General features: G+C 57.3%; 11 protein-coding genes. 8 read left to right on the top strand and 3 right to left on the bottom strand.

The features are described from left to right. The first annotated feature begins 2 nt into the window (after window positions 1–2). Window positions 3–344 carry a gamma-glutamylcyclotransferase gene (locus tag ABLV08_RS18875; protein ID WP_015704194.1) on the top strand — a complete coding sequence of 114 codons (342 nt, stop codon included), beginning with the start codon at window positions 3–5 and terminating at the stop codon, window positions 342–344. Between the two features lie 115 nt (window positions 345–459). Here ABLV08_RS18875 and ppa read toward each other — a convergent pair whose 3' ends face one another. Then, window positions 460–990: an inorganic diphosphatase gene (gene ppa, locus ABLV08_RS18870; protein ID WP_015368588.1), complete on the bottom strand. Its 531-nt coding sequence runs from the start codon at window positions 988–990 to the stop codon at window positions 460–462. Between the two features lie 404 nt (window positions 991–1,394). Here ppa and ytfQ point away from each other — a divergent pair, with 404 nt between their 5' ends. From ytfQ to yjfF, 4 genes are all read left to right on the top strand, one after another. Beyond that, window positions 1,395–2,351: a galactofuranose ABC transporter, galactofuranose-binding protein YtfQ gene (ytfQ, locus tag ABLV08_RS18865; RefSeq protein ID WP_015704195.1), complete on the top strand. Its 957-nt coding sequence runs from the start codon at window positions 1,395–1,397 to the stop codon at window positions 2,349–2,351. 103 nt (window positions 2,352–2,454) lie between these two features. Next, entirely contained in the window at window positions 2,455–3,957 is a 1,503-nt protein-coding gene (gene ytfR, locus ABLV08_RS18860; RefSeq protein ID WP_015704196.1) for a galactofuranose ABC transporter, ATP-binding protein YtfR, read from the top strand. A 10-nt stretch (window positions 3,958–3,967) separates the two neighbouring features. Next, window positions 3,968–4,993 (top strand): galactofuranose ABC transporter, ATP-binding protein YtfT, encoded by a 1,026-nt coding sequence (gene ytfT / locus ABLV08_RS18855; RefSeq protein ID WP_071993155.1) that lies wholly within the window; start codon window positions 3,968–3,970, stop codon window positions 4,991–4,993. Further along, window positions 4,980–5,978 carry a galactofuranose ABC transporter, permease protein YjfF gene (gene yjfF / locus ABLV08_RS18850; protein ID WP_015368584.1) on the top strand — a complete coding sequence of 333 codons (999 nt, stop codon included), beginning with the start codon at window positions 4,980–4,982 and terminating at the stop codon, window positions 5,976–5,978. Before ytfT ends, yjfF begins: the two co-directional genes overlap by 14 nt. 42 nt (window positions 5,979–6,020) lie before the next feature. On the opposite strand, the gene fbp is transcribed toward yjfF, so the two are convergent. Beyond that, a complete protein-coding gene (gene fbp, locus ABLV08_RS18845; protein ID WP_015368583.1) occupies window positions 6,021–7,019 on the bottom strand; it encodes a class 1 fructose-bisphosphatase in 999 nt (332 codons plus the stop codon). A gap of 174 nt (window positions 7,020–7,193) precedes the next feature. Here fbp and mpl point away from each other — a divergent pair, with 174 nt between their 5' ends. Continuing rightward, window positions 7,194–8,567, top strand: a complete 1,374-nt coding sequence (gene mpl, locus ABLV08_RS18840; RefSeq protein ID WP_015368582.1) for a UDP-N-acetylmuramate:L-alanyl-gamma-D-glutamyl-meso-diaminopimelate ligase — start codon at window positions 7,194–7,196, stop codon at window positions 8,565–8,567. Window positions 8,568–8,635: 68 nt separating this feature from the next. Further along, window positions 8,636–9,157 carry a GNAT family N-acetyltransferase gene (locus ABLV08_RS18835; protein WP_015368581.1) on the top strand — a complete coding sequence of 174 codons (522 nt, stop codon included), beginning with the start codon at window positions 8,636–8,638 and terminating at the stop codon, window positions 9,155–9,157. Window positions 9,158–9,210: 53 nt separating this feature from the next. On the opposite strand, the gene yjgA is transcribed toward ABLV08_RS18835, so the two are convergent. Next, window positions 9,211–9,762 carry a ribosome biogenesis factor YjgA gene (gene yjgA, locus ABLV08_RS18830; RefSeq protein ID WP_015704200.1) on the bottom strand — a complete coding sequence of 184 codons (552 nt, stop codon included), beginning with the start codon at window positions 9,760–9,762 and terminating at the stop codon, window positions 9,211–9,213. A 94-nt stretch (window positions 9,763–9,856) separates the two neighbouring features. Here yjgA and pmbA point away from each other — a divergent pair, with 94 nt between their 5' ends. Continuing rightward, window positions 9,857–11,209, top strand: coding sequence for a metalloprotease PmbA (pmbA, locus tag ABLV08_RS18825; protein WP_020079799.1), 1,353 nt, complete (start codon window positions 9,857–9,859; stop codon window positions 11,207–11,209). Window positions 11,210–11,222 lie beyond the last annotated feature (13 nt).

The raw sequence follows: 11,222 nt of genomic DNA, 5'->3' as shown, positions 1-11,222 counted from the left end.
CAATGCGAATATTTGTTTACGGCAGTTTACGACGCAAACAAGGCAACAGCCACTGGATGACCAACGCCCAGTTGCTGGGCGCTCATAGTGTCGACGATTATCAGCTGTACAGCCTGGGCCACTATCCAGGCGCGGTGCCGGGCGAGGGCACAGTACATGGTGAAGTGTATCGTATCGACGCATCGACGCTGGCCGAGCTGGATGCGCTGCGCACCAAGGGCGGTGAATACGCGCGCCATCTGATCCAAACGCCTTACGGCAGCGCGTGGATGTATGTCTACCAGCGCTCCGTCGAGGGGTTTGCGCAGATTGAGAGCGGAAACTGGTTGGACAGAGACCAGTAATTGAAAACGGCAACGCCACCTTCGGGTGGCGTTGTTTTTTGGCCGTCTGAAACCAGAACAGGCCCATACAAAAACACCGCCCGGAGGCGGTGTTTTTTATGCTGGATAAACAGAATTACTTCTGTTTAGCGCGCTCGAAGGAAGCAACGATTTCAGCTTTAGCCGCTTCAGCGTTGTCCCAACCGTCGACTTTAACCCACTTGCCTTTTTCCAGATCTTTGTAGTGCTCGAAGAAGTGAGTGATCTGGGCTTTCAGCAGTTCCGGCAGGTCGTTCACATCTTTGATGTGATCGTATTCTTTGCTCAGCTTGGTGTGCGGTACCGCAACCAGCTTGGCATCTTCACCGGATTCGTCGGTCATTTTCAGTACGCCAACCGGACGGCAGCGGATAACTGAGCCTGGTTGCAGCGGGTACGGAGTCGGGACCAGCACGTCAACCGGGTCGCCGTCCAGGGACAGGGTGTGGTTGATGTAGCCGTAGTTGCACGGATAGAACATCGCAGTGGACATGAAACGGTCAACGAACAGTGCGCCGCTCTCTTTGTCAACTTCGTATTTGATTGGGTCTGCGTTAGCTGGGATTTCGATAACGACGTAGATGTCTTCCGGCAGCTCTTTGCCCGCAGGTACGTTGAGTAAGCTCATGTCTGTTTCCTTTAAAAATGTTTGGCAAACAAGTGCCAGGTATTATAGCCAACTCACATCGAATGTCTTCGCTTCTTTTTGCCTGGCTATGGGGGGAAGCGTCTGAATTTCTCCTCATCAGATAACCCTAAAATCCATAAAGATAGCTACATTCTGAATAATTTTGTGTAACCGTTTTCAATGTTGCGAGCGGCGGTTATCCAGAAGGCAAATTTTCGTCATTAGCGCAGGGCATGCCGCTGGGCGGGAAGCCTTATCGCCGCTCAGCTCAGACAAATCGCACCAATTAACATTTTATTTACTTTTTCGAAGTGTGATGTAACGCATTCAGTTACATAACGGATTGTCTATAGTTTGTTCGCAGGTGAGCATTTAACCAACAATAACCCTACGAGGAACATCTTATGTGGAAGCGCTTACTTCTCGTCACCGCGGTTTCGGCAGCTATGTCGTCTATGGCGATGGCCGCCAACCTGACCGTAGGATTTTCGCAGGTCGGCTCTGAATCGGGCTGGCGCGCGGCCGAAACGAATGTTGCTAAGGAAGAAGCGGCGAAGCGTGGCATCACCCTGAAGATTGCCGATGGTCAGCAAAAACAGGAAAACCAGATTAAAGCCGTGCGCTCATTCATTGCCCAGGGCGTGGACGCGATCTTTATCGCGCCGGTGGTGGCGACCGGCTGGGAGCCGGTGCTAAAAGAAGCGAAAGAGGCCAATATCCCGGTGTTCCTCCTCGACCGTTCGATCGACGTTAAAGATAAGTCGCTGTATATGACCACCGTCACCGCCAACAACGTGCTGGAAGGCCAACTGATTGGCGACTGGTTGGTGAAAACCGTTGATGGCAAGCCGTGTAACGTCGTGGAGCTCCAGGGCACCGTGGGCGCCAGCGTCGCTATCGATCGTAAGAAAGGCTTCGCCGAGGCGATTGCCAAAGCCCCCAACATCAAGATTATCCGCTCGCAGTCCGGCGACTTCACCCGCAGTAAGGGGAAAGAGGTGATGGAGAGCTTTATCAAAGCAGAGAATAACGGCAAGAACATCTGCATGGTCTACGCCCATAACGATGACATGGTCATCGGCGCGATTCAGGCCATCAAAGAGGCCGGGCTGAAGCCGGGCAAAGATATCCTCACCGGTTCTATCGACGGCGTGCCGGATATTTATAAAGCGATGATTGCCGGCGAGGCGAATGCCAGCGTCGAGCTGACGCCGAATATGGCCGGTCCGGCGTTTGATGCGCTGGAAAAATACAAAAAAGACGGCACCCTGCCTGAGAAGCTGACCATCACCAAATCGACCCTCTACCTGCCGGATACGGCAAAAGAAGAGTTAGAGAAGAAGAAAAATATGGGCTACTAAGCCTTCATGAAAATGCCGGGGGCGCTACGCTTGCCCGGCCTACATTGCGCTCTTTTGTAGGCCGGATAAGCGTAGCGCCATCCGGCGTGATGCAGGGGGAATCATGACCACCGACCAACATCAGGAAATCCTCCGCACCGAAGGATTAAGCAAATTCTTTCCCGGCGTCAAAGCGCTGGATAACGTTAATTTCAGCCTACGGCGCGGCGAAATCATGGCCCTGTTGGGCGAAAACGGCGCCGGAAAATCGACGCTGATAAAAGCGCTCACCGGTGTGTACCATGCCGAACGCGGGGCGATTTGGCTGGAAGGGCAGCAAATATCGCCGAAAAACACCGCCCACGCTCAGCAGTTGGGTATCGGCACCGTTTACCAGGAAGTTAACCTGCTGCCAAATATGTCGGTGGCGGATAACCTGTTTATTGGCCGCGAGCCGAAGCGCTTTGGTCTGCTGCGGCGCAAAGAGATGGAAAAACGCGCTACCGCGCTGATGGCCTCTTACGGCTTCTCGCTCGACGTGCGCGAACCGCTGAACCGTTTTTCGGTGGCGATGCAGCAAATCGTCGCCATCTGCCGGGCCATCGACCTGTCGGCGAAAGTATTAATCCTCGATGAACCGACCGCCAGTCTGGACACTCAGGAAGTGGAGATGCTGTTCACCCTGATGCGTCAGCTGCGCGATAACGGCGTCAGCCTGATTTTCGTGACCCACTTTCTCGACCAGGTCTATGCCGTCAGCGACCGTATTACCGTGCTGCGCAATGGCAGTTTCGTCGGCTGTCGGGAGACCCGCGAGCTGCCGCAAATCGACCTGGTCAAAATGATGCTGGGGCGCGAGCTGGACCATCAGGCGCTGCAGCGCGCCGGGCGCACGCTGCTTAGCGATAAGCCGGTGGCGGCATTTGAAGATTTTGGCAAGAAGGGCACGATTGCGCCGTTTACTCTGCAGGTGCGGCCAGGCGAGATCGTCGGCCTGGCCGGGCTGTTGGGATCCGGGCGCACCGAAACGGCGGAGGTCATTTTTGGCATCAAGCCTGCCGACAGCGGTAAAGCGTGGATCAAGGGCAAGCCGCAAACGCTGCGCTCGCCGCATCAGGCTTCCTGCCTCGGCATTGGCTTCTGTCCGGAAGATCGTAAAACCGACGGCATCATCGCCGCTGCTTCGGTGCGGGAAAATATCGTGCTGGCGCTGCAGGCGCAGCGCGGCTGGCTGCGGCCGATCCCGCGCCGTGAACAGCATGAGATCGCCGAACGCTTTATTCGCCAGCTCGGGATTCGCACTCCCAGCGCTGAACAACCGATCGAATTTCTCTCCGGCGGCAACCAGCAGAAGGTATTGCTGTCGCGCTGGCTGCTGACCAAACCCCAGTTCCTGATCCTCGATGAGCCGACGCGCGGTATCGATGTCGGCGCCCACGCTGAGATTATTCGCCTGATAGAAACCCTCTGCGCCGATGGTCTGGCGCTGCTGGTTATCTCCTCCGAACTGGAAGAGCTGGTGGGCTACGCCGACCGGGTGATCATCATGCGCGATCGCCAGCAGGTGGCGGAAATCCCGCTTGCCGAGCTATCGGTCCCGGCGATCATGAACGCGATTGCGGCATAAGGAGCCCAGCATGATGCCCAGAACCGTACCACAAAGCGGACAGCCAAAACGGCGCTTTAGCTGGCCGAAAGGGATGCCGCAAATTATCGCTCTCCTGCTGGTATTAGCGGTGGATAGCCTGGTGGCGCCGCATTTCTTCCAGGTGCTGCTGCAGGATGGGCGGCTGTTTGGTAGCCCGATTGACATTCTCAACCGCGCGGCGCCGGTGGCGCTGCTGGCGATTGGCATGACGCTGGTCATCGCCACCGGCGGCATCGATCTGTCGGTCGGTGCGGTGATGGCTATCGCCGGGGCGACCGCCGCCTCAATGACCGTCGCCGGGCACAGCCTGCCGGTGGTGCTGCTCGCCGCATTGGGCGCAGGCGCGCTGGCCGGCCTGTGGAACGGCATTTTGGTGGCCGTGCTGAAGATCCAGCCTTTTGTGGCCACGCTTATCCTGATGGTCGCCGGGCGCGGCGTCGCGCAGCTGATTACCTCCGGGCAGATAGTCACCTTTGATTCACCGGCGCTTTCCTGGCTCGGCAGCGGATCGCTGCTGTTGCTACCGACGCCGGTGATTATCGCCGTCGCAACGCTGCTGCTGTTCTGGCTGTTTACCCGCAAAACGGCGCTCGGCATGTTTATTGAGGCGGTGGGGATCAATATCCGTGCGGCAAAGAATGCCGGGGTGAATACCCGCATCGTGGTGATGCTGGCCTATGTACTAAGCGGTATTTGCGCGGCGATTGCCGGCATTATCGTCGCGGCGGATATCCGCGGCGCCGACGCCAACAACGCCGGATTGTGGCTGGAGCTGGACGCCATCCTGGCGGTGGTGATCGGCGGCGGTTCGCTGATGGGCGGGCGCTTCAATCTGCTGCTGTCGGTGGTGGGGGCGTTGATTATCCAGGGGATGAACACCGGGATTTTACTCTCCGGTTTCCCGCCGGAGCTCAACCAGGTGGTGAAAGCGGTGGTGGTGCTGTGCGTACTGATCGTTCAGTCGCCGCGCTTTATCGGTCTACTGAAAGGGGTACGCGGCCGTGATAAAACGTAATTTACCTTTGATGATCACCCTCGCGGTATTCGTGCTGGGCTATCTCTACTGCCTGACCCAGTTTCCGGGTTTTGCTTCGACGCGGGTGATTTGCAATATCCTGACCGATAACGCTTTCCTTGGGATCATCGCCGTCGGCATGACCTTCGTGATCCTCAGCGGCGGTATCGATCTGTCGGTCGGGTCGGTGATTGCCTTCACCGGCGTGTTTCTTGCCAAAGCGATCGGCTTTTGGGGGATCTCGCCGCTGCTGGCCTTTCCGCTGGTACTGGCCATGGGCTGCGCCTTCGGCGCGTTTATGGGATTGCTGATCGATGCGCTGAAAATTCCGGCATTTATCATCACCCTCGCCGGTATGTTTTTCCTGCGCGGCGTGAGCTATCTGGTCTCGGAAGAGTCGATTCCTATTAACCATCCGCTGTATGACACTCTGTCCGGGCTGGCGTGGACCATCCCCGGCGGCGGCCGCCTGAGCGCGATGGGGCTGCTGATGCTGCTGGTGGTAGTGCTGGGAATTTTCCTCGCCCATCGTACCCGCTTTGGCAACCAGGTCTACGCTATCGGCGGCAACGCCACGTCGGCCAATTTGATGGGCATTTCGACGCGTAGCACCACCATTCGCATCTATATGTTGTCGACCGGTCTGGCGACGCTTGCCGGCATCGTCTTCTCTATCTACACCCAGGCGGGCTACGCGCTGGCGGGCGTCGGCGTGGAACTGGATGCTATCGCTTCGGTGGTGATAGGCGGCACGCTGCTTAGCGGTGGCGTCGGAACGGTCCTGGGGACGCTGTTCGGCGTGGCGATTCAGGGGCTTATTCAGACCTACATCAACTTTGACGGTACGCTCAGTTCATGGTGGACGAAGATTGCCATCGGCATCCTGCTGTTTATCTTCATTGCGCTGCAGCGCGGGCTGACGGTGCTGTGGGAAAATCGCCAGAATGCGGCGGTGACTCGCGTGGGTGGGGCGGTGAATCGCTGACAGGGAACTCCCTTCCCGCAGGGCGGGAAGGGAAGGTAGAAATTAAGCGTCCGGGAACTCTTTAATGAAGTTCTCGACGTCTTCTACCATGTGGTCGTTGCCGACGAAGAACGAACGGCGCTGGTGCAGGCTTTCCGGGATGATATCGAGAATACGCTCTTTACCATCGCTGGCTTTGCCGCCCGCCTGTTCCGCCAGCATCGCCATCGGGTTGCATTCGTACAATAAACGCAGTTTCCCTTGCGGGTGGCTGGCGGTGCTCGGATACAGGTAGATGCCGCCTTTCAGCAGGTTACGGTGGAAGTCGGCCACCAGAGAACCGATATAGCGCGAGGTGTACGGGCGCTGGGTCTCTTTATCTTCTTCCTGACAGTACTTGATGTATTTCTTCACGCCCATCGGGAACTTGATGTAGTTACCTTCGTTGATGGAGTAGGTTTTGCCTTTCTCCGGGAAGCGCATCCGCTCCTGGCTCAGGCAGAAGACGCCGAGTGACGGGTCGTAGGTAAAGGCGTGCACGCCGCAGCCGGTGGTGTAGACCAGCATGGTGGAGGAGCCGTAAACCACATAACCCGCGGCAACCTGTTTGTTACCCGGCTGCAGGAAGTCTTCTTCGGTGACCGGCGTACCGACCGGCGTGACGCGGCGGTAGATAGAGAAGATAGTCCCCACGGAGACGTTAACGTCAATGTTGGAGGAGCCATCCAGCGGATCCATCAGCACAACGTATTTGGCGTGTTCGCACCCTTCGAAGACCACGATTTCATCTTCTTCTTCCGAGGCGATACCGGCGACGATATCACGTGCGCGCAGTGCAGCTTTTAATTTTTCATTCGCGAACAGGTCCAGCTTCTGCTGAACTTCACCCTGAACGTTTTCCGCACCGCTGGCACCCAGGATATCGACCAGACCGGCCTTATTGATATCGCGGTGGATGATCTTGGCGCCCAGTTTTATTGCCGACAACAAAGCAGTCAGCTCACCGGTAGCGTGGGAGAACTCGTGCTGCTTTTCGACAATAAATTCACCTAACGTTTTCATAACTCGTTCCCTGCATTTTTATGTTGAGTAAAACGAACGCAACAATCTTAACAAATAATAAAAAAACTGCGCACAGGTGAATCGCGCCAGCAAATGCAGATTTGCCTGAAATGCATTTCTCAGGGGGCCTACATATGGGTAAAATGCGGGTCAGATTAATGAGGGAAGTAACGAATGCGCATTCATATTTTAGGAATCTGTGGCACGTTTATGGGGGGGCTGGCAATGCTGGCACGTTCCCTCGGGCATCAAGTAACCGGCTCGGATGCTAACGTTTATCCGCCAATGAGCACCCTGCTGGAAAATCAGGGTATCGATCTGATTCAGGGCTATGACGCCAGCCAACTGGACCCGCAGCCGGATCTGGTGATTATCGGCAACGCTATGACCCGCGGTAATCCGTGCGTCGAAGCGGTGCTGGAAAACAACATTCCGTACATGTCCGGCCCGCAGTGGCTGCACGACTTCGTTCTGCGCGACCGCTGGGTGCTGGCCGTCGCCGGTACCCACGGTAAAACCACCACCGCCGGGATGGCGACGTGGATCCTCGAAGCCTGTGGCTATAAGCCGGGCTTCGTTATCGGCGGCGTACCGGGGAACTTCGATGTTTCCGCACGCCTGGGCGACAGCCCGTTCTTCGTGATTGAAGCCGACGAATATGACTGCGCCTTCTTCGACAAGCGTTCCAAGTTCGTTCACTACTGCCCGCGCACGCTGATCCTCAATAACCTTGAATTTGACCACGCGGATATCTTTGACGACCTGAAAGCGATTCAGAAACAGTTCCACCACCTGGTGCGCATCGTGCCGGGCAAAGGCAAAATTATTCTGCCGGAGAGCGACATCAACCTGAAGCAGGTGATGGCGATGGGCTGCTGGAGCGAACAGGAGCTGGTGGGCGAACAGGGCCACTGGCAGGCGAAGAAACTCAATGCCGATGCCTCGCAGTGGGAAGTCCTGCTCGACGGCGAAAAAGTAGGCGAAGTGAATTGGGCGCTGGTCGGCGAACATAATATGCACAACGGCCTGATGGCGATTGCCGCGGCGCGTCATGTCGGCGTGGTGCCGGCGGATGCCGCTAACGCGCTGGGCAGCTTTATCAACGCCCGCCGCCGCCTTGAGCTACGCGGCGAAGCCAACGGCGTGACCGTCTACGACGATTTTGCCCACCATCCGACGGCCATTCTCGCGACGCTGCAGGCGCTGCGCGGCAAAGTCGGCGGCACCGCGCGTATTCTGGCGGTGCTGGAGCCGCGTTCCAACACCATGAAAATGGGCGTCTGCAAAGACGATCTGGCGCCGTCTCTCGGCCGCGCCGATGAAGTCTTCCTGTTACAGCCGCAGCATATCCCGTGGCAGGTGGCGGAAGTGGCGGAAGCCTGCGTACAGCCGGCGCACTGGAGCGCCGACGTCGATACGCTGGTGGACATGATCGTGAAAACCGCGCATCCGGGTGACCATATTCTGGTGATGAGCAACGGCGGCTTCGGCGGCATTCATCAGAAGCTGCTGGATAAACTGGCGCAAAAAGCGGTCGCGGCAGAATAAGCGCGAACGCCTCCGGTTACTGCCCTCCGCGTGAGGGCAGTTTTGTTTTTGCCACCAGGGATTGTGTGATGCTGACCTGTGAAAGAGTACTTTCTACCGACTCGCCCCATTTCGCCACGCTTGACGCGCTGTACGCCCGCGCCTTTCCGTGGCACGAACAGCGCGAAAGCGACGCCAAACTTCAGGCGCTGAGCAACCCGCACTATGCGCTGGAAGCGTGGTTTGATGACGGGGGATTTATTGGCCTGAGCGGCTGCTGGCAGTTTGCCGGTTATAGCTATATCGAACATCTGGCGATTGACGACACCCTGCGTTCGCGCGGTTATGGCAAACAGCTGCTGGCGCAGATCCTGACGCGCGCGCCGCTGACCATTCTGGAAATCGATCCGCTCACCAGCGAAATCGCCCATAAACGGCTGCGCTTTTATCAGTCGATGGGATTCCATGCCAATGCCTGGGCGCACCGCCATCCGACCTATCATCAAGGGATCGACGATCATGAACTGCTGGTGTTGAGCTATCCACAGCCGATCGATGCGGCGCAGTATCAGCAGTTTGCCCGCGATTTAGGGCGAGAGGTGATGGGGTAGCCCGGATAAGGCGCAACGCGCCGCCATCCGGGAGATGGCGGTTAGCGTGGTGACTAGCCTTCGTTTTCGGCCAGTTCGCGCAGATACTGGAAGATCAGGCGCGCGGATTTCGGCGGCTTGTTGCCTTCTTTCTCTTTCTTGGCATTGCGGATCAGTGAGCGCAGCTGCTGACGGTCAGCGTCTGGCCACAGGTTCAGTACTTCTGCGACCGCATCATCGCCATTATCAATCAGGCGATCGCGGATTTGTTCCAGCTTATGGAACAGCGCAACCTGCTGGTTGTGACGGTTCTTCAGCTTATCCAGCGCCTGGCGAATCGGATCGACGTCGCGGTTACGCAGCATTTTACCAATCAGCTGCAGCTGGCGGCGGCGGCCTTCTTTCTTGATACGCTGGGCGAGCTCAATGGCGTCGCGCAGGTCGGTATCGAGCGGCAGCTTATCCAGCGCGTTCTTACCAAGGTCTACCATTTCCGCGCCAAGACGCTTCAGTTCTTCCGCATCGCGCTTAATTTCACTCTTGCTGACCCAGATAATTTCATCATCTTCATCTTCAACGTCATCACCGGGCACGTCGTCGAGCCAGTCTTCGGGCTGCTTTGTCATCTCAGGCTCCTTAAAAAAGAGGCTAATGTTACCAGTTAAGGCGCGCACTGAAAAACGGTTCTCTGTTAGACTTCAGTTAACTCCTTCTTACATTATGGCATTAGCAATGAAAGTCATCTCTCAAGTTGCACAGCAGCGTAAGACGCTGGAAGAAGCCGTTAGTACGGCACTGGAACTGGCGGCAGGCAAATCCGACGGTGCGGAAGTCTCCGTCAGCAAGACCACCGGCATCGGCGTCAGCACCCGCTACGGTGAGGTGGAGAATGTTGAATTCAATAGCGACGGCGCGCTGGGCATCACCGTTTATCATCAAAACCGTAAAGGCAGCGCCTCGTCGACCGACCTGAGCCCGGACGCTATCGCCCGTACCGTGCAGGCGGCGCTGGATATCGCGCGTTACACCTCGCCGGACCCGTTTGCCGGCGTGGCGGATAAAGAACTGCTGGCCTTTGACGCCCCGGATCTGGACCTGTTCCATCCGGCAGAGGTCTCTCCGGATGAAGCCATCGAGCTGGCCGCCCGCGCCGAGCAGGCCGCCCTGCAGGCCGACAAACGTATTACCAATACCGAAGGCGGCAGCTTCAACAGCCACTATGGAATTAAAGTTTTCGGTAACAGCTATGGCATGCTCCAGAGCTACTGCTCTACCCGCCACTCGCTCTCCAGCTGCGTGATTGCCGAAGAAAACGGCGATATGGAACGCGACTATGCCTACACCATTGGCCGCGCTATCGGCGACTTACAGACCCCGGAGTGGGTCGGCAACGAATGCGCCCGTCGCACTTTGTCGCGCCTGGCGCCGCGTAAGCTGTCGACGATGAAAGCGCCGGTTATCTTCGCCAACGAAGTGGCCACCGGGCTGTTTGGCCACCTGGTCGGGGCGATTGCCGGCGGCGCGGTCTACCGTAAATCGACCTTCCTGCTCGACTCCCTCGGCAAACAGATCCTGCCGGAGTGGCTGACCATCGAAGAACACCCGCATCTGCTGAAGGGGCTGGCCTCCACGCCGTTCGACAGCGAAGGCGTGCGCACCGAACGTCGCGACATCATCAAAGACGGCGTGCTGACCCAGTGGCTGCTGACTAACTACTCCGCGCGCAAGTTGGGTATGAAAAGCACCGGCCACGCCGGCGGTATCCATAACTGGCGCATCAACGGCCGCGGCCTGAGTTTTGCAAAGATGCTTAAAGAGATGGGCACCGGGCTTGTGGTCACCGAATTGATGGGGCAGGGTGTCAGTGGCGTGACCGGCGACTACTCGCGCGGCGCATCCGGTTTCTGGGTAGAAAACGGCGAAATTCAGTATCCGGTCAGTGAGATCACCATCGCCGGAAATCTGAAAGAAATGTGGCGTAATATTGTCACCGTCGGCGACGATATCGAAACGCGCAGCAATATTCAGTGTGGTTCCGTGCTGCTGCCGGAGATGAAAATCGCCGGTCAATGACCTGTGTGCCGGG

It is taken from the genome of Klebsiella sp. CN_Kp088 (assembly GCF_040064335.1).
GTDB lineage: Bacteria > Pseudomonadota > Gammaproteobacteria > Enterobacterales > Enterobacteriaceae > Klebsiella > Klebsiella aerogenes.
Note: the sequence above shows the minus strand (reverse complement) of the source record. Positions and strands in the feature narration are given on the sequence as shown.

Bases quoted from the DNA above. Each gene is read 5' to 3' on its own strand.
- ABLV08_RS18875 (WP_015704194.1), top strand. From the start codon at position 3: ATGCGAATATTTGTTTACGGCAGTTTACGACGCAAACAAGGCAACAGC.
- ppa (WP_015368588.1), bottom strand. From the start codon at position 990: ATGAGCTTACTCAACGTACCTGCGGGCAAAGAGCTGCCGGAAGACATC.
- ytfQ (WP_015704195.1), top strand. From the start codon at position 1,395: ATGTGGAAGCGCTTACTTCTCGTCACCGCGGTTTCGGCAGCTATGTCG.
- ytfR (WP_015704196.1), top strand. From the start codon at position 2,455: ATGACCACCGACCAACATCAGGAAATCCTCCGCACCGAAGGATTAAGC.
- ytfT (WP_071993155.1), top strand. From the start codon at position 3,968: ATGATGCCCAGAACCGTACCACAAAGCGGACAGCCAAAACGGCGCTTT.
- fbp (WP_015368583.1), bottom strand. From the start codon at position 7,019: ATGAAAACGTTAGGTGAATTTATTGTCGAAAAGCAGCACGAGTTCTCC.
- mpl (WP_015368582.1), top strand. From the start codon at position 7,194: ATGCGCATTCATATTTTAGGAATCTGTGGCACGTTTATGGGGGGGCTG.
- ABLV08_RS18835 (WP_015368581.1), top strand. From the start codon at position 8,636: ATGCTGACCTGTGAAAGAGTACTTTCTACCGACTCGCCCCATTTCGCC.
- yjgA (WP_015704200.1), bottom strand. From the start codon at position 9,762: ATGACAAAGCAGCCCGAAGACTGGCTCGACGACGTGCCCGGTGATGAC.
- pmbA (WP_020079799.1), top strand. From the start codon at position 9,857: ATGGCATTAGCAATGAAAGTCATCTCTCAAGTTGCACAGCAGCGTAAG.